Below are 20,390 nucleotides of genomic sequence, written 5' to 3' on the forward strand. Positions count from 1 at the left end.
GCCCCGCCAGGGGCGCCCCTTCAGGGGCGCGGGGAACGGCGCGACCAGCCCCGACGGACCCGCAGCCGTCATCCAGCCCCGGCGAACCCACTACCCTCCGCTGGGCGGATACGGCGGATACGTTGGCCGCGCCGGAACAGCCACCCCCGGCGAGGGCAACGGGGGCAACGCAGCCTCATGCACCCACGCCGCGAACAACTCGTCCAGCGGCTCCGCCGCGTACCGCGCCACATGCGCGACGAAGGCCGTCGTGGTCACCGAGCCACCCCGGTGCACGGAGGCCCATCCCCGCAGCATCCGGAAGAACGCCTCGTCCCCCAGCACACACCGCACCGCGTGCAGCACCAGCCCGCCCCGCTCATAGAGCCGGTCGTCGAACATCAGCTTCCGCCCCGGGTCGGACAACCGCAGATCCTGTGGTTGCCCCGCCAGCCCCCGGTGGGCGAGACCCGCGAGCGTCTGGGCCGTACGCCCACCGGACCGCTCCGACCACAGCCACTCCGCGTACTTCGCGAACCCCTCGTTCAGCCAGATGTGCCGCCAGTCGGCGATGCTCACACTGTTCCCGAACCACTGGTGTGCCAGCTCGTGCGCCACCAGCCGCTCCGACCCCCGCGCCCCGTCCACGTGGTTGGCGCCGAACAGCGACAGCCCCTGCGCCTCGACGGGGACGTCGAGCTCCTCCTCGGTGACGACCACCGCGTACTCACCGAACGGATACGGGCCGAACAACTCCTCGAACAGGGCCATCATCGCGGGCTGCCGCGCGAAGTCCCGCGAGAACTCCGTCAGCAGCCGCGCCGGAATGTGCCCCGTCTGCGGCACACCGCCCAGACCCGGGTCGCCGAGCAGTACGGTCTGGTACTTCCCGATGGACAGCCCGACCAGGTAACTGGACGTCGGCGCCGACTGCTCGTACACCCAGGTGGTCGTGGACGCCTTCGGCGTACGCGTCAGCAGCCGGCCGACCGCCACCACCGAGTACGCCGACGGCGTGGTGACGGCGATCTGGTACGAAGCCTTGTCGGCGGGCCGGTCGTTGCACGGGTACCAGGACGGCGCGCCCACCGGCTGGCTCGCCACCAGCGCCCCGTCCTCCAGCTCCTCCCAGCCGAGCCCGCCCCACGGGCTCCGTACCGGCTTGGGGTTGCCCGCCCAGTGGACCTCCACGGTGAACGCGGCCCCGGCCCGGATGGGCTTCGACGGGCGGATCCGCAGCCTGCCGCCCCGGTGCGTGTAGTGCGGCGCCCGTCCGTCGACCCGGACCCGGCCGACCCGGAAGTCGGCGAGGTTCAGCTGGAACTCGGTGAGCGGCGACCGGCCCGCTATGGCGTTCAGGCGTGCGGTGCCGGACAGCCGGTTGGGTCCCGGACGGTAGTCCAGGGCGAGTTCGTACCGGTGCACCCGGTAACGGGGATCACCGTTCGCCGGGAAGTACGGATCCGCTCCCGCTGTCTGCTGAACCACTGAAGTGTCTGCTCCCTGCGCTGTGCTCGTACGGTCTGCCGACCTGCCGGTGTGGTGCCGGTGTTCCCTCCCGGGGCGGCGTACGAGTCGAAGCCCCTAGGGACGCCATGCCTCGATCGGGTTGCCCAGCCAGCGGGTGTCGTCGGGAACGGATTCCGCCGCCATGACGAGGGACGCGGGTCCCAGTGTGCTGCGCGCCCCGACGGTGCTGCCGGGCAGAACGATTCCGCCCGGGCCCAGGGTGGCGCCCTCACGGAGGACCACAGTATCCGTCCGCAAGATCCGGTCGTGGAAGAGGTGGGTCTGCAGCACGCAGCCGCGGTTCACCGTCGCCGCGTCTCCCAGTGTCACCAGATCCGTCTCGGGCAGCCAGTAGCTCTCCACCCACACGCCCCTGCCGATCCGGGCGCCGAGACCCCGCAGCCACAGGTTCATCACCGGTGTGCCCGGCACGGACCCGGCCAGCCACGGCACGGCGACCACCTCGACGAAGGTGTCGGCCAGCTCGTTGCGCCACACGAAACCGCTCCACAGCGGGTGCTCACCGGTCCGGTGGCGCCCCACGAGCAGCCACTTCGCGACCACGGACAGCAGCCCGGCAGCCGCCCCCGCGCCCAGCAGCACCAGCCCGGCGAGCGCCCAGGCCCACGGCCCCAGCGCGCTCAGCGCCGCCACCGTCAGCACGGCGAGCGCCGCCGAGCAGAAGACGGGCACGATCCGGCACAGCTCGACGAGACCGCGCGCCCACAGCAGCCGCACGGGCGGGTCGTACGTCAGGCTCTGGTCGCCGCCCTGCGCGGAGCGCGGCAGTTTGACCGGCGGCAACCCCAGATACGAGCTGCCCTTCTTGGCCTTCTTCGGCGTCGCGGACAGCACCCCGACCAGGCCGCCGTCCGGCACGGAACGGCCCGGCGCGGTCATCCCGGAGTTCCCGAGGAAGGCCCGGCGCCCGATCTCCGCCCGTCCGATACGCATCCAGCCGCCCCCGAGCTCGTACGGCGCGGTCAGCGTGTCGTCGGCCAGGAACGCGCCCTCGCCGACCGTCGTCAGGCTCGGCAGCGCGAGCACCGTCGACACCTCGGCGCCCCGCCCGATCCGCATGCCCAGCAGCCGCAGCCACACGGGCGTGACCAGTCCGGCGTACAGCGGGAACAGCGTCTCCCGGGAGCGGTCCATCAGCTGGGTGACCGTCCAGGCCTGCCAGCCGATCCTGCTGTGCGTCGGATGCGTACCCGGCCGCAGCCCCAGGCTGAGCAGCCGCACGGCGACCAGCAGGATCACCGCGTACGCGACACCGAAGGCGAGGGTCGCCGGCACCAGCGCCACGGCGGCGCCCCGCAGCGCCTCACCCAGCCCGGCGTCCGGCGCGACGAACACGCTCGCCACGAGGAGCGCGGCGAGCCCCGCGACCAGCGGCAGCACCGTCAGCGCGAACCCGGCCGCCCCGTACGTCGCACGCCAGTACGTGCCCTTCTGCGGGCGCTCCTTGGGCCAGTCCCGCTTGGCCTTCCCGAGCTTGACCGCGGGCGCGCCGGCCCACCGCTGACCGGTCGGGACATGCCCGGCGACGGCGGAACCGGGGGCCACCTCGGCCCGCTTGCCCACGCGGGCACCGGGGAAGAGGATGCTGCGGGTGCCGACCACGGCGTGCGCGCCGACCTTGACCGGGCCGATCTCAAGCCGGTCGCCGTCCAGCCAGTGCCCCGACAGGTCCACCTCGGACTCCACGGCGGCGCCCCGGCCGAGTTTGAGCATGCCGGTCACGGGCGGCAGCGAGTGCAGATCGACCTCCGGCCCGACCTTGGCGCCCAGCGCACGCGCGTACCGCTCCAGCCAGGACCCGGTCAGCGAGGTCGCCCCGCTGAACTCGGCGAGCCGCTCGGCCGTCCACAGCCGCAGATGCACGCTTCCGCCCCGCGAATACCGCCCCGGCGTCACGTTCCTCAGCAGCAGCCGTGCCCCGCCGGCCCCGATCGCGAGCCGCCCGGGCGGACTGTAGAGCAGGGCGGCCAGCGGTCCGACCAGCCACCAGGAGGCGGTCGGCGCCCACGGATACGCCCCGAACCAGTGCAGCGTGTTGCCGAGCGCGGCCAGCGCCACCGTCCAGCGCAGACCGAGCAGCGCGACCAGCGGAACGAGCACCAGCAACTGCACCGCCTGGGCCCGGCGCGGAACCGGCGCGATCACCCGCTCGGCACTCTCGCCCTGCGCGGACTTCTCCAGATGCCGGGCCAGCTTCCGCAGCACCGGCTGCTGGTAGATGTCGAGCACGGCGGCGCTCGGATAGCGGGTCCGCAGCCTCGTGGTGAGCAGGGCGGCGGCGAGACTGCCACCGCCGATCGCGAAGAAGTCGTCCCGGGCGGAACCCACCGGGATGCCGAGCACCTCGCTCCACTGCTCGGCGAGCCAGGCCTCCGTCCCGTAGAGCTGCTCGGCGGGTCCGCCGGTCTTCAGGTTCTCCAGCGGCCACGGCAGCGCGTCGCGGTCGACCTTGCCGGACGTACGGGTCGGCAGGTCGGGCACGGGCGCGAGCAGTGGGACGAGGGCGGCGGGCAGCTCCGCCCGCAGCCGCTTGACGGCCGCCGCGTGATCCCAGCCGCCGCCCTGGCGCACCCCGTCTTCCTGAACCTCGCCCTGCACGTCGTCCTGAACGTTGTCCTGAACCTCGTCCTGAAGCACGACATAGCCGACGAGCAGCTGGTTTCCGCCGCGCGCGGTCCGCACGGCGGCAGCGGCGCCCGCCACCCCCGGCAGCGCCTGGAGGGCGGTGTCCACCTCGCCCAGCTCGATCCGGCGTCCGCCGAGCTTGATCTGCTCATCGGCCCGCCCGAGGAAGATCAGCCCCTCCGGCTCCGCCCTGACCAGGTCACCGCTGCGATAGGCGCGCTCCCAGCCCAGCGACGCCAGCGGGGCGTACTTCTCGGCGTCCTTCTCCGGGTCGAGGTAGCGGGCGAGCCCCACCCCGCCGATGACGAGCTGTCCGCTGCCGCCCATCGGCACGGGCTCCCCGGCCTCGTCGACGACGGCCAGTTCCCAGCCGTCGAGCGGCAGCCCGATCCTGATCGGCTCCTCGCCGGTCAGCAGCGAGGCACAGGCCACGACGGTGGCCTCGGTGGGCCCGTAGGTGTTCCACACCTCGCGCCCCTCGGTGACCAGGCGCTGCACCAGCTCGGGCGGGCAGGCCTCGCCGCCGAAGATCAGCAGCCGAACCTCGTTGAGCGCCTCCGGCTCCCACAGGGCGGCCAGCGTCGGCACGGTGGAGACGACGGTGATCTCCTGCTCGACCAGCCAGGACCCGAGATCGGCGCCGCCGCGCACCTGGGAGCGCGGCACAGGCACCAGACAGGCGCCGTACCGCCAGGCCAGCCACATCTCCTCGCAGGAGGCGTCGAAGGCCACGGACAGACCGGCCATGACACGGTCACCGGGCCCGATGGGTTCCTCGGCGAGGAACAGCGCGGCCTCGGCGTCCACGAAAGCGGCGGCGCTTCGGTGGCTCACGGCCACACCCTTGGGCCGGCCGGTCGACCCCGAAGTGAAGATGATCCACGCGTCATGCCCGACCCCGGGCCGCGAGGTCGGCACCTCGCTCCGCCCTTCGACGGTCAGCTCGTGCCCGGCCCCGACGACGGCCCGTACATCCGCCTCCCCGAAGACCAGCTCGGCCCGCTCGTCCGGGTCTTCGGCGTCCACCGGCACATAGGCGGCTCCGGCGGCCAGCACGGCGAGAACGGCCACGTAGAGCTCATTGGTGCCCGACGGGACACGCACGCCGACCCGGTCTCCGAGCCCCACCCCGGCATCGCTCAGCCGCTGCCTCAACGCCTCGACCTCTATGGCCAGGGCGCGGTAGGTGAGGCTCCGGCGTCCGTCGTCCAGCGCGGGCTCGTCGGGATACGCCCGCACGGAGGCGTCGAGGATGTCGACGAGCGTGCGCGGTGAAGGTGCGCAGGATGCGGAGAACCGCGCCCGGTCGCCGAACTCCGCCCGTACCTCGTCGTCGGACAAGCCGTCGGACAACACGAGCGCGGGGCCTTGCTGGAGGGCTGCCATCGGGTCCTCACATGTCGTTCCCGGATCTCCCGGGGAGCCGGCGGGCCCGCAGGTATGCCTGGGGATATTCCACTCAGCTCCGAACAAGCGTGGAATTTTAGTACGACGCTAGCCCCGGACCTGTACCTCAGCCAGGTGAATGGCCCTGCGCAGGGCCGTAGAGAGTTGGGCTGCGACCCTCTGACGTGGGGACATGTCACCCTGACGAGATATGTCCCACACCTGGCCGACACCTGGCCGAAACACGGCGGCGACCCGGCCGCACCCGTCCGCCGGACGGCTCCGTGGCCGACCACTTCGATCCCAGGCCGACGACGCCCCACAAAACACCTTGTGCGGGCCGAGACTCAGCTCGGCCCGCACAAGGTGTTATTACGCTCTGTGTCCGAGGGGGGACTTGAACCCCCACGCCCGATAAAGGGCACTAGCACCTCAAGCTAGCGCGTCTGCCATTCCGCCACCCGGACAAGGTGTCTGTCGCGCGGGTTGCCCTCGCGGCGACGGAAGAAACATTACCAGGCTTTCGAGAGCCCCCGATCACTGGCCGATCCCCTGCCGATCCCTGGCGGCGGGGCGTGAACGGCGTGTGACGGGCGTGGTCCGGCCTTGGGCGGGGAGGACCGGAGAGAGAGGATGAGAGGGACCACCAGCAGTGACCGTGGGAGGAAGCAGCGTGAGCGAGCAGGACACGACCAGGAGCATCAAGGGTGAGGACGAGGTCGTCGACCTCTGCCGCGAGCTGATCCGGATCGATACGAGCAACTACGGCGACCACTCGGGCCCGGGTGAGCGCAAGGCCGCCGAGTACGTCGCGGAGAAGCTCGCCGAGGTGGGTCTCGAACCGCAGATCTTCGAGTCGCACCAGGGCCGCGCCTCCACGGTGGTCAGGATCGAGGGGGAGGACCGCTCGCGGCCCGGACTGCTCATCCACGGCCACACCGACGTCGTACCGGCGAACGCCCAGGACTGGACGCACCACCCGTTCTCCGGCGAGATCGCCGACGGGTGTGTGTGGGGGCGCGGCGCGGTCGACATGAAGGACATGGACGCGATGACCCTCGCGGTCGTACGCGAACGGGTGCGCAGCGGTCGCAAGCCTCCCCGGGACCTGGTGCTGGCCTTCCTGGCCGACGAGGAGGCGGGCGGAAAGTTCGGCGCCAAGCACCTCGTCACCCAGCACCCCGACCTCTTCGAAGGGGTGACGGAGGCGATCGGCGAGGTCGGCGGGTTCTCCTTCACGGTCAACGAGAACCTGCGGCTGTATCTGGTGGAGACCGCCCAGAAGGGCATGCACTGGATGAAGCTGACCGCGGACGGCACCGCCGGGCACGGTTCGATGATCCACCGGGACAACGCGATCACCGAACTGTCCGAGGCGGTCGGGCGGCTCGGCCGCCACAAGTTCCCCGTCCGGGTGACGAAGACGCTGCGGCACTTCCTGGACGAGCTGGGCGACGCCCTCGGCACCGAGCTGGACCCGGAGAACATGGACGCGACGCTGGCCAAGCTCGGCGGTATCGCCAAGCTCATCGGCGCCTCGCTCCAGAACACCGCCAACCCGACCCAGCTGGGCGCGGGCTACAAGGTGAACGTGATTCCGGGGCAGGCGACCGCGCACGTCGACGCCCGCTACCTGCCGGGGTACGAGGAGGAGTTCCTCGCCGACCTGGACCGGATCCTCGGCCCGAACGTGCGGCGCGAGGACGTGCACGCGGACAAGGCCCTGGAGACCACCTTCGACGGGGCCCTCGTGGACGCCATGCAGACCGCGCTGATCGCCGAGGACCCGATCGCCCGGGCCGTCCCGTACATGCTCTCCGCCGGCACCGACGCCAAGTCCTTCGACGACCTGGGCATCCGCTGCTTCGGTTTCGCCCCGCTGAAGCTGCCGCCGGAGCTGGACTTCGCCGGGATGTTCCACGGGGTCGACGAGCGGGTGCCGGTCGACGCCCTGAAGTTCGGTGTGCGGGTGCTCGACCGCTTCATCGAAGCGTCCTGAGGCGGGCCGGACAGCGAGGTGTCCTGCATTAACCCGCTGAAACGACACTCCAATAATCGCCAGCGCGTACGGAGTCGACTGAGAAGAGTGAATGCGCTCATAAGCTCGTAGCCCTATTACTCCCTCCTCGTTACTGCTGATGTGATCCGCGGCTGGAATCACATGTGCCTACAAGGAGGAATAATGATTAAGAAGATCGTCGCCGCTGCTGTTGCCACGGGTGGCCTCGTTCTCGCGGGTGCGGGTCTCGCGGCTGCCGACGCCGGTGCTCAGGGTGCTGCTGTGCACTCTCCCGGCGTGCTCTCGGGCAACGTCGTCCAGGCGCCCGTCCACGTGCCGGTGAACGTCTGCGGCAACACGGTCTCCGTGATCGGGCTGCTGAACCCCACCTTCGGCAACACCTGCGTCAACGCCTGACACGTTGTGCTCACCTCATGAGGGCCTGCATTCCATGAAGGTCTGAAGCCCTGAGGGTCTGAGTCCGCGGCCCCGGAGTGCGCGCCATGCGCTCCGGGGCCGCCGACATTCGTATTCCGCGCACGTGCGTCCGGCGCGTGCGCATTCCTGAAGCGACACGGCTTACGAGGCAGGGAAAAGCTATGCGACAGGTCACCCGCAAAGGCCTGATGACGGTGGCGGCGGCAACTGGTGTCCTCGCGGCCACCGGCGGCTACGCACACGCCGACTCGGGGGCGCACGGCACCGCTTCGGGCTCCCCGGGCGTACTCTCCGGGAACTCGGTGGAGGCGCCGGTGCACGTGCCGGTCAACGTCTGCGGCAACACGGTGAACGTGGTCGGGCTGCTCAACCCGGCGGTCGGCAACAAGTGCGCCAACAAGGGCGGCGGCAAGGGTGCCGGCTCCGGCCACCACGGGAACGGCGGCTCGGGGCACCACGGCTCGGGCGGTGGATCGCAGGCCGGGGGGCACACCCATGACTCGCCCGGCGTGGGGTCCGGCAACCATGTGCAGATTCCGGTGGACGTACCCGTCAATGTCTGCGGCAACAGCATCTCCGTCGGCGGTATCGGCAACGCGGCCACGGGCAACGCCTGTGGGAACACCGGCGGCGGACACGGGGTGACACCCCCCGGCGACGGTGGCCCGAACACTCCGGGCAAGCCGGGGCAGCCCGGGAAGCCGGGCGACCCGGAGCGGCCGGGCAAGCCCGGACAGCCCGGGCAACCCGGTGAGCCCGGACAGCCCGGACAGCCGGGCGACCAGGGCCGGCCCGGTGGGAACGGGAACGGGAACGGGAACACGGGCGGCTCGAACGCGAGTGGCCCGGGCACCCAGACCGTCGGCCAGGCCGACGGCTCCGCGCACCTCGCGCAGACCGGCAGCGGTGTGCCGCTCGGTCTCGTGCTGCCGGTGGGCGCGGGCGCGCTGCTGGCGGGCGCCGTGCTCTACCGCAAGGCGCGTGCCTCCGTCTGAGGCAGGCCCCGGGCAGATCGAACGGAGGGGGCCCCGCAGCCGCGGGGCCCCCTCCGTTTCAGCCGTCCGTTTCAGCCGTCCCGCTTCACCACGTGGCGCGCACCTGTCGGATGATCCGTCGGCGCAGCCGCACCTTGCGGCTGCCGTCCGAGTGCAGGCTGAGGCGGTCCAACTCCCAGTGTCCGTACTCCGCATGGTCCGTCAGCAGGCGTGTCGCTTCCTTCCGGGACACCCCGCGCGGCACATACACGTTGACAAATTCGTATTCCGGCATCGCATCTATTGTGCGTGCGGAGGCCGTGTACGGATAGCGTCTGCACTATGTCTGATGCTGCGCAGCCCACCGCTGCCGAGGTACGCGCCGCCGCCGAGGCGGTCAAGACCGCGCTCGACCGTCACCTGGCGGCGGTAGAGCGCCGGTCGGGTGAGGACGACCCGGCCGTCTACGAGGCGTTCAACGAGCTGGCGGCGGCCGCCGAGGAGTACGACGAGCTCCTCTACGACCGCTACGACGAGGTCACTCCCTTCGAGATCCCCGGCTCGGACGACGCCCTGCCGCCGTACACCGGTCCTGAGGAGCCCAACGCGCTGAGCGTGCTGATCCGCCGGGACTACTCGGTGGTGGAGCCGCAGCGGCTGCTGGCGCAGGCCCAGCGGGTCGAGGCCGTCGAGGAGTCCGGGGCCGTGACGGCGGGCTTCGACGCCGCTTCCGGGACGGTGCACGGTGCGCTGGGTGTGCTCTTCGGTGAGTTCGAGGCCGACGAGATCGCTTCCCGGCACAAGGAGTTCGGCCTGGAGGAGGGCGACTCGACGCTGTGGGTGACGGCCTCGGACGAACCCGCCGAGCCGGGGGAGTGGCTGGAGGCCCCGTTCGACCAGGCCGACACCCATCAGGTGGTGTGCCGCTTCGACGTCAGCGCCGTCTTCGACGACGATGCCGAGGACGACATCGATGACGAGATCGAGGACGCCGTCGAGCCGGAACTCGTGGGCGGGCTCGACGAGGACGAGGACCTCAAAGCACAGGACGCGGACCGCTGACGGTCCGCTCACTCTCACGGTGGCGGTCGCCGGGCTGATGGGCCCGGTGGCCGCCACCGCTGCGTTCGGGGCGCCGGCGGTGGGCCCCGCCGGAACAGGGCCCGGGCCCGGCGCCGGCACGGTCCTCAGACCGACGCCGGTACCTGGGCCGTGAGCAGGGTCGGCAGCCTGGTCGTACGGGGTTTGGCGGCGACCTCCGCCACTGCGCGAGGCAGCAGCTGCTCGACGCCGTGGACCACGGAGAGATGCTGGTCGGCGCGGCCGAAGGCGGTGTAGACCCAGGGCCGGGAGAGCACCTGCGCGGCGTCGCCCGGCAGCACCACGACCACGGCGGGCCAACGGACTCCGACGGCCTGGTGGGCGGTGAGCGCCCAACCGTGCCGCACGGTCTGCTCCACCCGCTCCTTCGGCACGACGACGGGCACGCCCGCGCACTCCAGGTGCAGCCCCGCGGCGTCGGCCTTCACCACCTGGCCCGGGACGGAACGGCCCGGCGTCGAGGTGTACGCGATCCGGTCGCCCGGGTCGAAGCCGCCGAAGCGGCCGGGGCCCGGGTTGAGCCGCTCCTTCAGCGCGGCGTTGAGGACCCGGGTGCCCGCCGCGCCGCCGTGGCCCGGAGTGATCACCTGGGTCTGCTCGGCCGGGATGCCGATCGCGCGCGGTACCGAGTCGGCGACCAGCTGCACGGTGCGGTGGACCGCCTCTCCGGCGTCACGCACCGGGATGATCACCACTTCCTTGCCGGGGGCCTCCACCTGGTTCAGCTCACCGATGCCGATGCCCGAGACCAGTTCGCCGACGGGGCCGGGACCCGGGGTCCGTGAGGCGATCTGCGGGCACACCCGCGCGGTGAGCAGATCCGCGAAGACCCGCCCGGGTCCGGCCGACCACAGCACACCGGGGTCTCCGCTCAGAACGAGCCGGGCGCCGTCGGGCATCGACTCGGCGAGCATCGCCGCGCTTTCGACGTCGAGCTGCGGAGCGTCGAGCACGACCAGGAGGTCGGTCCGGAACATGCCGTCCGCATCCCGCCCCGGGCCTTCCTCGCCGGAGAGCAGGCCGGCGACGGTGACGACCGGGTCCCGCGTCTCCTGCGCGGTGCCGAGCAGCCCGGCGAAGCGGCGGCGGCCGTCCGGATGGTGGGCGGCGGCGCACACCCGCAGACCGAGGGACCGGGCGGCCGCCACCAGGGAGGCGGACTCCGCGCGGGACGCCTCGCCGCCGGTGTGCAGGACGAGGCCGTGTCCCGCGACCGCCCGGATCAGCTCGGCGGCCGAGCCCGTCGCAGCCGGTTCCCAGGCCGTGGCCGCACCGTCTTCCCTGGGCAGGGAGTTGACCACCCGGGCCAGCCCGTCGGCGAGGCTCTCCTCGGCGAGCGCGTACCGCTCCAGGCCGATGAGGACGCGCACCGGACGCACCTCCGCGTCCTCGGCACCCTCCACGCCTTCGTCCCCTTCGTCCCCTTCATGCCCTTCGTTCTCCTCCTCGGACCGCCGGGGCGCCGGCGGTTCGCCGGGCTCGTCCAGCGCGTCCTGGAAGACCAGGGCGTCGCCCTCGGCCAGGGCGCTCTGTACGGCGGCATCGGGGTCGGGGACCGAGCGCTGGGCGAGCGCGGCGAGGAGGGCCGGGGCCTCCAGGGCGGTGTGTCCCGCCACTGCGGCCTGTTCGAGGAGCCACACCGTGATCGCGCGGCCCCGCCGCTCGTCGTCCGGACCGCACTCCGCGCCCAGCAGGGCCCGGGCGAACCCGTCGGCCTGCTCGGGCCGCACCCCCGCCACGCGAAGCAACTGCCAGGGGTCCTCGCGCAGTTGTCCGTCCGCTCCCTCGCCGAGGGTGGCGGCGGCCTGCGGCGCCAAGGTGTCCGGGGCGCCGCCCTGGACGAGCACGGCGCGTACCGCGTCGACGGACTCGGCGGCCATCGACGCCGGGGCGCCGGTGGGCACGGGCTGCGGGCGCCGCACCGGCTCCGGCGCGACCCTGCGCGGCGCGGGCTCCGGGTCGCTGAAGACGCTCGCCGGAGGCTTCTCCCCGCTCTCCACCGCCCGGACCGCCGCGAGCAGATCGGCGGCCTTCCCGCTCAGCCCCGTCCCGGCCAGGACCGGTCCTTCCTTCTCCGCCTTCCGACGCTCGATCCGCTCCCGCAGCTCCCGCTGTGCGGCCAACTCGGCTTCGGCCTCGGACAACTGGACCGTAACCTCGGCGACGCCCTCGCCCGCGGCCGGCGAGGCGGCCTCGCGGGCCTCGGTGTCCGGCTGGGTGCCCGGCTGAGCCCCCGCGTCGGTGTCGGGCCCTTCGGACGCGCCGGGCCCTTCGGACTCGGGACCCGCGCTCGGCGTCCCCGGCTCGGCTTCCTCCGCGGCGGCGGACGGCTCCGTGGTCACAGCGTGCTCCAGTCGTGATCGGGGTAGTGGTGCACGGGCGCCGACACGTCGTCGAGCGCTCGGCAGATCTCGTCAGGAAGACTAAGGGTCTCCACTGACAACGCGGCCGTGAGCTGCAGCGCGTTGCGCGCGCCGATGATGGGGGCGGCCACCCCGGGCCGGTCGCGGACCCAGGCCAGGGCCACCTGGAGCGGAGTCACCGCGAGGCCGTCCGCCGCCGTCGCCACCGCCTCCACGACGCGGCTCGCCGCGTCGTCCAGATACGGCGCGACGAACGGCGCCAGCTGTTCCGAGGCACCCCGTGAGTCCGCGGGTGTCGCATGCCGGTACTTGCCCGTCAGGACGCCCCGGCCCAGCGGGGAGGACGGCAGCAGGCCGATGCCCAGATCCAGCGCGGCGGGCAGCACCTCGCGCTCGACGCCGCGCTGCAGCAGGGAGTACTCCATCTGCGTGCTCGCCAGCCGGGTGCGTATCCCTGGGGCGGCGAGCTGCCAGGTCGCCGCCTTCGCGAGCTGCCAGCCGCAGAAGTTGGACACCCCGGCATACCGTGCCCGGCCGCTGCTGACGGCGATGTCGAGGGCCTGGAGCGTCTCCTCCAGCGGTGCCTCGGGGTCGAAGGCATGGATCTGCCACAGGTCCACATGGTCCGTGCCGAGCCGCGCCAGCGAGGCGTCGAGGGCGGACAGCAGATGTCCCCGCGAGCCGTCGAAGCGCCGGTCCGGGTCGGGCACGCTGCCCGCCTTCGTGGCTATCACGAGATCCCGGCGCGGGACCAGACCCTCCATCAGCTGTCCGAGCAGATACTCGGCCTCCCCGTCCCCGTACACGTCGGCCGTGTCGACGAGGGTCCCGCCCGCCTCCCAGAACGCCTTCAACAAGTCCGCGGCGTCGTGCTCGTCGGTGTCTCTGCCCCAGGTGAGGGTGCCGAGTCCGATACGGGAAACGCGCAGGCCGGTACGGCCTAGATGCCTCTGCTCCATGGGGGCTGAGATTACTGGCCGGAAGTCGGTGCGTGGGGTCCTGTGGACAACACTGGATCACGTGATCCGCAACGCTGTCCCTGCCGCTCGGCCCAGCGGCGCGCTAGGGTGCCGGACAAGGACGTTACTGATCAGTAAGGGGAATCGGCCATGCAGCTCGGGATCAACCTCGGCTACTGGGGTGCCGGAATGGACGCGGACAACCTCGCCGTGGCCAAGGAGGCCGACCGTCTCGGGTACGCGGTCTGCTGGGCCGCCGAGGCGTACGGCTCGGACGCGGCCACCGTGCTGAGCTGGGTCGCCGCGAAGACCGAGCGCATCGACGTCGGTTCGGCCATCTTCCAGATCCCGGCCCGCCAGCCCGCGATGACCGCGATGACCGCCGCCACCCTGGACTCGCTCTCCGGCGGCCGCTTCCGACTCGGCCTCGGGGTCTCCGGACCGCAGGTCTCCGAGGGCTGGTACGGCGTCAAGTTCGACAAGCCGCTGGCCCGCACCCGCGAGTACGTCGAGATCGTGCGCAAGGCGATGACCCGCGAGCGCCTGTCGTACGAGGGCACGCACTGGACCCTCCCGCTGCCCGGCGGTCCCGGCAAGCCGCTCAAACTGACCGTGCACCCGGAGCGCGAGCACATTCCGCTGTACATCGCCGCGATCGGCCCGAAGAACCTGGAGCAGACCGGCGAGATCGCCGACGGCGCCCTGCTGATCTTCCCGTCCGCGGACCACATCGAGGACACCGCGCTCAGGTATCTGCGCGCGGGCCGCGAGAAGGCCGGCCTGACCATGGACGGCTTCGACGTCTGCCCGACGGTGCCCCTGGCGCTCGGCGAGGACAAGGACGTACCGGCGCTGGCCGACATGTTCCGCCCGTACACCGCTCTCTACGTGGGCGGCATGGGCAGCCGCAAGCAGAACTTCTACAACCAGCTCGCCGGGCGCATGGGCTACGAGAAGGAGGCCGCCGAGATCCAGGACAAGTACCTGGCCGGCGACAAGGAGGGTGCGGCGGCCGCCATTCCGCACCAGCTCATCGACCAGACCACGCTGCTCGGTTCCGTGGACCGCATCGCGGACCGGATGAAGGCCTACGCGGCCGTCGGTGTGACCACGCTCACACTGGCCCCGGCGGGCTTCACCCTGGACGACCGCCTCGCCTCGCTGCGGGCCGGCTTCGAAGCCCTGGAGCGGGCCGGACTGGCGTAGTCCGGGACGGAAGGGCTCTGCGAAAGTTCTACGGCCGTGGTGGGGGCTCGGGGGGTCTTCCCCGCCACGGCCGTCACGGAGCACAACGCGCCACGGCCCGCTCGGTTACGCGCCTCTCATTCCCATGACATCCACCGTTCGGCGGATTTGTCCGACACAGATGTTGCCGCACCACGGGCTGCCCATTTGACTCGTTCTTTGCGGGATCCCGCATGGAGGTGGGAATCCTGCGTGGAGGTGGCAGACATGCTTTCGGCCAGGAGTCTTTTCCAGGAGATCATCGACAACGACGAGTCGTTCCGGCTCTTCTGCTCCATCGCCGCCAGCGGGGAGACACAGGGAGGCTGGGAGAACGGGCGGATCGCGGCACTCGTCCCGGAGACCGAGCGCGCGCTCGCACCCAAGATCACCCGGCACGGCGCGGACGAGGACAAACACGGGCGGATCTTCATCGCCCTCATGAGGAAGCGGGGCCTCACGCCCGTCGAGATCCCGCCCGGGGCCGACTACACACTGCTTCTTGAGAAGAGCGGCATCGGCCTCGCGCACGACAAGCTCAAACGCGACGAGCCGCTCACCGTCCAGGACATCGTCACCTACCTGTCCCACAGCAGGGTCACGGAGCAGCGTGCCGCGGACCAGATGGTGATGCTCCGCAAGTACTTCGGGGACCACCCGGAGATCGGCAAGGCCGTGCGGATGATCTCCGACGACGAGGACAACCACCTCGCGTACTGCCACGAGGAACTGCTGCGCTACGCCCGGGCGGGCCACGGGCGGGTCATCCAGCAGACCCTGCGCGACTGCGCGATCGCCGAGAGCGGCATCTACCGGGACGTCAGCCTCGCCGTGATGGACCACATGGGGCGCATCCTCGGCTGGCCCAGGCCCAAGGCGGCGCTGCTCGCCGCGGGCATCCGCGCCATGTACGCGTACGAGCGGGTGGCCGGCTGGCGGCGGATGGTCGTGCTGAAGATGCCGGAGCGGCGCGACGCCCTGGGCGGCCCCGCGACAGCGGCGCCCGGGTTCGCCTGACCGTGCGCCACGCGCGCGGCGCCTGCGAAGCGCGCCGCGCGCGTGGCGCACGGACACCGGCTCCGAGGACCGGCTACAGCCAGCCCCGCCGCTTGAAGAGCCGGAACAGCAGCACCTCCAGGACCGCCATGACCAGGACGACCGCCGGATAGGCCCAGACCCAGTGCAGTTCCGGCATGTGGTCGAAGTTCATGCCGTAGATCCCCGCGATCATCGTGGGGACCGCCGCCATTGCCGCCCACGAGGAGATCTTCCGCATGTCGTCGTTCTGCCGCACGCTCATCTGCGCCAGGTGCGCCGACAGGACGTCCGAGACCAGCCGGTCCAGGGCGTCCACGGACTCGTTGACGCGGGTCAGGTGGTCGTTGACGTCCCGGAAGAACGGATGCGCCTTGTCGTCGACGAACGGCACCGCGGGGCCCACGACACCCGCGCCCGCGAGGCGGTTCAGCGGCACGGACAGCGGTCCGGTGGCCCTGCGGAACTCCTGGATCTGCCGCTTGAAGGTGTAGATCCGGGACGCGGTGTTCCGGGATCCGCCGTCGTCCGGCGAGAACACCTCCGCCTCCAGCTCCTCCAGGTCGGTCTGCAGCTCGGTCGCCACCTCCAGGTAGTGGTCGACGGTGGCGTCGGCGATCGCGTAGAGCACCGCCGTCGGACCTAGGCGCGTCATCTCCGGGTCCTTCTCCAGCCGGCCGCGCACGGACTTGAGAGGCGAACCCTCGCCGTGGCGCACGGTCACCACGAAGGAGTCGCCCAGGAAGATCATGAGTTCCCCGGACGACACGGTGTCGCTGTCCGGGTCGTACGTCACCGGCTTGAGTACCGCGAACAGCGAGTCGTCGTACACCTCCAGCTTGGGGCGCTGATGCGCCTTGAGGGCGTCCTCGACGGCCAGCTCGTGCAGCCCGAACTCCTCCGTGACGAGATCGAACTCCCGCTCCGTCGGCTCGTGCAGCCCGATCCACACGAACGCGTCCCCGGAGGCACGTGCCGCGTCCAGCGCGTCGGAAAGGTCGTCCGGCCCCTCCGTCCGGTGCCCGTCCCGGTAGATGGCACAGTCCACGATCACAGAGCGTATTCTCCTGTCACTCGTTCTCCGGCGCACCCGGCCGGACGCCTACGCTGGGCCGCATGCCCACCTTGATCCTCGTCCGGCACGGACGCTCCACCGCCAACACCGAGGGGCTGCTCGCCGGGTGGACCCCCGGCGTGGCCCTCGACGAGCGCGGCGGCGCGCAAGCCGCGGCGCTGCCCGGGCGCCTCGCGGAACTGCCTCTCTCCGAAGTCGTCAGCAGCCCCCTCCAGCGCTGCCAGGAAACGATTCAGCCGCTTCTCGACGCCCGTCCCGGACTGTCGGCCCACTCCGACGAACGTATCGGGGAGTGCCACTACGGAGACTGGTCCGGGCGCAAGCTCGCCGAGCTGGCGGGCGAGCCGCTGATGGAGGTCGTCCAGGCGCACCCCTCCGCCGCCGCCTTCCCGGGCGGCGAGTCGATGCGCGCCATGCAGACCCGGGCCGCCGAAGCGGTACGGGAGTGGAACGCGCGCGTGGAGCGCGATCACGGCAGTGACGCCGTCTACCTCATGTGCTCGCACGGCGACATCATCAAGTCTCTTGTCGCGGACGCACTCGGTCTTCATCTGGACCTCTTCCAGCGGATCTCCGTAGATCCGTGTTCCATCACCGCGATCCGTTACACACGACTGCGGCCATTTCTCGTACGCCTCGGGGACACCGGTGATTTCGCCTCTCTCGCGCCGAAGGAGGAGCAGGCCGGCGGTGACGCGGCGGTCGGGGGTGGTGCGGGCGCACCGTGATCGTCGGTCGCAGTAGGGTGAAGCGGTCGAAGAAGCGCAGCAGTTGTCAGCAGCCGGCGCAGTCGACGGCAGAAGCAGTCGATCAATCCAATGGAGACAGGACGTGTCCCGTCAGGTGTTCCTCTACGACCCGCCGGACCGTTTCGTAGCCGGTACGGTCGGGCTGCCAGGGCGCCGCACCTTCTTCCTGCAGGCCACCTCCGGCCCCCGGGTGACCAGCGTGGCTCTGGAGAAGACGCAGGTAGCGGCGCTCGCCGAACGCATGGACGAGCTTCTCGACGAGGTCGTACGGCGGACCGGGGGCAGTGCCCCCGTCCCCGCGATGGCCCCGACGGAGGTCTCCGACTCCGCCCCGCTCGACTCGCCCGTGGAGGAGGAGTTCCGGGTCGGCACCATGGCCCTGGCCTGGGACGGTGACGAGCAGCGCATGATCGTCGAGGCGCAGGCGCTCGTGGAGCTGGACGCCGATTCCGAGGAGGGCCTGGCCGCCGCCGAGGAAGAGCTTCTGCAGGACGAGGAGAACGGCCCGCCGATGCTGCGGGTCCGCCTCACCGGCGCACAGGCCCGCGCCTTCGTCAAGCGTGCCCTCGACGTCGTCAACGCCGGCCGGCTGCCCTGCCCGCTGTGCAGTCTCCCGCTCGACCCGGAAGGACACGTATGTCCGCGCCAGAACGGATACCGCCGCGAAGCGTGACCACGGCCGAGCTGCTCGCCGAGGGTGAGCTGACGGTACGCGGCCGCATCCGTGAGGCCTCGAACGCGGTGCTGCTGTGCGACGTGTCCTACGAGGGGCGCGAGGCGCCCTGCGTGTACAAGCCGGTCGCCGGAGAGCGGCCGCTGTGGGACTTCCCCGACGGGACCCTCGCCCAGCGGGAGGTCGCGGCGTACGAGGTGTCCGAGGCGACCGGCTGGGGACTCGTCCCGGCCACCGTGCTGCGCGACGGACCGTACGGCGAGGGCATGTGCCAGCTGTGGATCGAGTCACCGGACGGCGGTGAAGGCGCTGGTGCCGGCGACGAAGGTGCTGGTGACGAAGGTGTCGGCGGCGGCGCCGGGCTGCTCGCGCTCGTCGACGCGCAGGAGCCGGGCGAGGGCTGGAAGGCCGTCGGCCTGGCCGAGGTCGGCGAGGGGCGCACGGCCCTGCTCGTGCACGCCGACGACGAACGGCTGCGCAGACTCGCCGTCCTCGACGCGGTGATCAACAACGCGGACCGCAAGGGCGGGCATCTGCTGCCCGCACCCGGGGGACGGCTGTACGGGATCGACCACGGGGTCACCTTCAACGCCGAGAACAAGTTGCGCACGCTGCTGTGGGGGTGGGCGGGGGAGAAGCTCACCCCCGAGGCGGTCGAGACCCTGGAGCGGCTCAGGGACGCCCTGGGAGGGGCGCTGGGCGTGCGGCTGGGGGAACTGATCACCGAGGCGGAGCTGGACGCCACACGCGCGCGTGTGGCCGGTCTGCTCGCGTCCGGACGGCATCCTGAGCCGTCGGGGGAGTGGCCCGCGATCCCGTGGCCGCCCGTGTAGCCGTGCGGCACACTTCGCGACGATGGGCAAGAGGGCCTGTCAGGCCATCCGGCCTGGTCCGGTTCGTATACGGAACATCCGTCCGGTTAGGCTCAAGGTATGCATGCCTGGCCCGCTTCCGAGGTCCCCGCCCTGCCCGGCAAGGGCCGCGACCTCAGGATCCACGACACAGCGACCGGTGGTCCCGTGACCCTCGACCCCGGTCCCGTCGCCCGTATCTATGTCTGCGGCATCACCCCGTACGACGCGACCCACATCGGTCACGCGGCGACCTACAACGCGTTCGACCTCGTACAGCGCGTGTGGCTCGACAACAAGCGGCAGGTTCACTACGTCCAGAACGTGACGGACGTCGACGACCCGCTGCTGGAGCGCGCCACGCGGGACAACGTCGACTGGGCCTCCCTCGCCGAACAGGAGACCACCCTCTTCCGCGAGGACATGACCGCCCTGCGGATGCTGCCCCCGCAGCACTACATCGGCGCCGTCGAGGCCATACCCGGGATCGTCCCGCTGGTCGAGCGGCTGCGGGACTCCGGAGCCGCGTACGAACTCGAGGGCGACGTCTACTTCTCCGTCGAGGCGGACCCGCACTTCGGCGCGGTGGCCAACCTGGACGTGGCGGCGATGCGGCTGCTGTCCGCCGAGCGCGGCGGCGATCCGGACCGGCCGGGCAAGAAGAACCCGCTCGACCCCATGCTGTGGATGGCCGCCCGGGAGGGCGAGCCGAGTTGGGACGGCGGTTCGCTCGGTCAGGGCCGGCCCGGCTGGCACATCGAGTGCGTCGCGATCGCGCTCGACCACCTGGGGATGGGCTTCGACGTACAGGGCGGTGGCTCCGACCTCGCCTTCCCGCACCACGAGATGGGTGCCTCCCACGCGCAGGCGCTGACCGGCGAGTTCCCCATGGCCAAGGCGTACGTGCACGCGGGCATGGTCGCGCTCGACGGCCAGAAGATGTCCAAGTCCAAGGGCAACCTGGTCTTCGTGTCGACGCTCCGCCGTGACGGCGTCGACCCGGCGGCCATCCGGCTCGCCCTGCTCTCGCACCACTACCGGGCCGACTGGGAGTGGACCGACCAGGTGCTCGGGGACGCGCTCGCGCGCCTCGACCGCTGGCGGGCCGCCGTGTCGCGGCCCGACGGCCCGTCGGCCGAGGTACTCGTCGAGGAGATCCGCGAAGCCCTCGCGAACGACCTGGACGCGCCGGCGGCCCTCGCGGCCGTCGACCGCTGGGCGGCGCTCCAGGAGGAGCGCGGCGGTACGGACGAGGGCGCCCCCGGCGTCGTCTCGCGTGCCGTGGACGCCCTGATGGGCGTGGCTCTCTGAGGGCTTGTGTCTGAGGGCGCCGCACAACGCCGGGCGCCGGACGGGTTGTTGCCCGTCCGGCGCCCTCTGCGTGATCGTGTGGTCGGATCGTCACGTACGCGATCGTGCGTCACGTACG

General features: G+C 71.5%; 16 protein-coding genes and 1 tRNA gene. 10 read left to right on the forward strand and 7 right to left on the reverse strand.

Annotation, left to right across the window (positions count from 1 at the left end):
• Positions 1–90: 90 nt before the first annotated feature.
• The 3 genes from AB0D14_RS08450 to AB0D14_RS08460 all read right to left on the reverse strand — a co-directional run bounded on the left by AB0D14_RS08450 (position 91) and on the right by AB0D14_RS08460 (position 5,987).
• On the reverse strand, positions 91–1,467 hold the full coding sequence (locus tag AB0D14_RS08450) for a M1 family metallopeptidase (RefSeq protein WP_362776078.1): 1,377 nt from the start codon (positions 1,465–1,467) through the stop codon (positions 91–93).
• A 96-nt stretch (positions 1,468–1,563) separates the two neighbouring features.
• Positions 1,564–5,520, reverse strand: coding sequence for a Pls/PosA family non-ribosomal peptide synthetase (locus AB0D14_RS08455; RefSeq protein ID WP_362776080.1), 3,957 nt, complete (start codon positions 5,518–5,520; stop codon positions 1,564–1,566).
• 382 nt (positions 5,521–5,902) lie between these two features.
• Positions 5,903–5,987: transfer RNA gene (locus tag AB0D14_RS08460), tRNA-Leu, on the reverse strand.
• Between the two features lie 206 nt (positions 5,988–6,193).
• On the opposite strand from AB0D14_RS08460, the gene AB0D14_RS08465 reads away from it, so the two are divergent.
• The 3 genes from AB0D14_RS08465 to AB0D14_RS08475 all read left to right on the forward strand — a co-directional run bounded on the left by AB0D14_RS08465 (position 6,194) and on the right by AB0D14_RS08475 (position 8,952).
• Positions 6,194–7,519, forward strand: coding sequence for a M20/M25/M40 family metallo-hydrolase (locus tag AB0D14_RS08465; protein WP_362776081.1), 1,326 nt, complete (start codon positions 6,194–6,196; stop codon positions 7,517–7,519).
• Positions 7,520–7,702: 183 nt separating this feature from the next.
• Positions 7,703–7,936, forward strand: coding sequence for a chaplin ChpH (gene chpH, locus AB0D14_RS08470; RefSeq protein ID WP_362776082.1), 234 nt, complete (start codon positions 7,703–7,705; stop codon positions 7,934–7,936).
• 182 nt (positions 7,937–8,118) lie between these two features.
• Positions 8,119–8,952, forward strand: coding sequence for a chaplin family protein (locus AB0D14_RS08475; RefSeq protein WP_362776084.1), 834 nt, complete (start codon positions 8,119–8,121; stop codon positions 8,950–8,952).
• Between the two features lie 85 nt (positions 8,953–9,037).
• Here the strand turns inward: AB0D14_RS08475 and AB0D14_RS08480 are convergent, their stop codons facing one another.
• A complete protein-coding gene (locus AB0D14_RS08480) occupies positions 9,038–9,226 on the reverse strand; it encodes a DUF5703 family protein (protein WP_362776085.1) in 189 nt (62 codons plus the stop codon).
• 47 nt (positions 9,227–9,273) lie between these two features.
• Here AB0D14_RS08480 and AB0D14_RS08485 point away from each other — a divergent pair, with 47 nt between their 5' ends.
• Positions 9,274–9,993: a hypothetical protein gene (locus tag AB0D14_RS08485; protein WP_362776086.1), complete on the forward strand. Its 720-nt coding sequence runs from the start codon at positions 9,274–9,276 to the stop codon at positions 9,991–9,993.
• 125 nt (positions 9,994–10,118) lie between these two features.
• On the opposite strand, the gene AB0D14_RS08490 is transcribed toward AB0D14_RS08485, so the two are convergent.
• Together AB0D14_RS08490 and AB0D14_RS08495 are read right to left on the reverse strand one after the other, a co-directional pair.
• Positions 10,119–12,374: a helix-hairpin-helix domain-containing protein gene (locus AB0D14_RS08490; protein WP_362776088.1), complete on the reverse strand. Its 2,256-nt coding sequence runs from the start codon at positions 12,372–12,374 to the stop codon at positions 10,119–10,121.
• Positions 12,371–13,354, reverse strand: a complete 984-nt coding sequence (locus tag AB0D14_RS08495) for an aldo/keto reductase (protein ID WP_362776089.1) — start codon at positions 13,352–13,354, stop codon at positions 12,371–12,373. The genes AB0D14_RS08490 and AB0D14_RS08495 overlap by 4 nt, the downstream gene beginning before the upstream one ends.
• Before the next feature lie 150 nt (positions 13,355–13,504).
• Between AB0D14_RS08495 and AB0D14_RS08500 the strand changes: the two genes are divergently transcribed.
• A complete protein-coding gene (locus tag AB0D14_RS08500; protein WP_362776091.1) occupies positions 13,505–14,560 on the forward strand; it encodes an LLM class F420-dependent oxidoreductase in 1,056 nt (351 codons plus the stop codon).
• 246 nt (positions 14,561–14,806) lie between these two features.
• Complete coding sequence (locus tag AB0D14_RS08505; protein WP_362776093.1) at positions 14,807–15,595, forward strand: ferritin-like domain-containing protein; 789 nt, start codon at positions 14,807–14,809, stop codon at positions 15,593–15,595.
• A 73-nt stretch (positions 15,596–15,668) separates the two neighbouring features.
• On the opposite strand, the gene corA is transcribed toward AB0D14_RS08505, so the two are convergent.
• Positions 15,669–16,667 (reverse strand): magnesium/cobalt transporter CorA, encoded by a 999-nt coding sequence (gene corA / locus AB0D14_RS08510; RefSeq protein ID WP_362776094.1) that lies wholly within the window; start codon positions 16,665–16,667, stop codon positions 15,669–15,671.
• 62 nt (positions 16,668–16,729) lie between these two features.
• Between corA and AB0D14_RS08515 the strand changes: the two genes are divergently transcribed.
• The 4 genes from AB0D14_RS08515 to mshC all read left to right on the forward strand — a co-directional run bounded on the left by AB0D14_RS08515 (position 16,730) and on the right by mshC (position 20,272).
• Positions 16,730–17,416, forward strand: a complete 687-nt coding sequence (locus tag AB0D14_RS08515) for a histidine phosphatase family protein (protein WP_362776096.1) — start codon at positions 16,730–16,732, stop codon at positions 17,414–17,416.
• Between the two features lie 103 nt (positions 17,417–17,519).
• Positions 17,520–18,110, forward strand: a complete 591-nt coding sequence (locus AB0D14_RS08520; RefSeq protein ID WP_362776098.1) for a DUF3090 domain-containing protein — start codon at positions 17,520–17,522, stop codon at positions 18,108–18,110.
• Positions 18,074–18,943, forward strand: a complete 870-nt coding sequence (locus AB0D14_RS08525) for an SCO1664 family protein (protein WP_362776100.1) — start codon at positions 18,074–18,076, stop codon at positions 18,941–18,943. Before AB0D14_RS08520 ends, AB0D14_RS08525 begins: the two co-directional genes overlap by 37 nt.
• Before the next feature lie 99 nt (positions 18,944–19,042).
• The gene (mshC, locus tag AB0D14_RS08530) at positions 19,043–20,272 is read left to right on the forward strand and encodes a cysteine--1-D-myo-inosityl 2-amino-2-deoxy-alpha-D-glucopyranoside ligase (protein ID WP_362776101.1); all 1,230 of its coding nucleotides are present in this window, start codon (positions 19,043–19,045) and stop codon (positions 20,270–20,272) included.
• Positions 20,273–20,390 lie beyond the last annotated feature (118 nt).

It is taken from the genome of Streptomyces sp. NPDC048484, from assembly GCF_040651415.1.
In the GTDB taxonomy this organism is placed as follows: domain Bacteria; phylum Actinomycetota; class Actinomycetes; order Streptomycetales; family Streptomycetaceae; genus Streptomyces.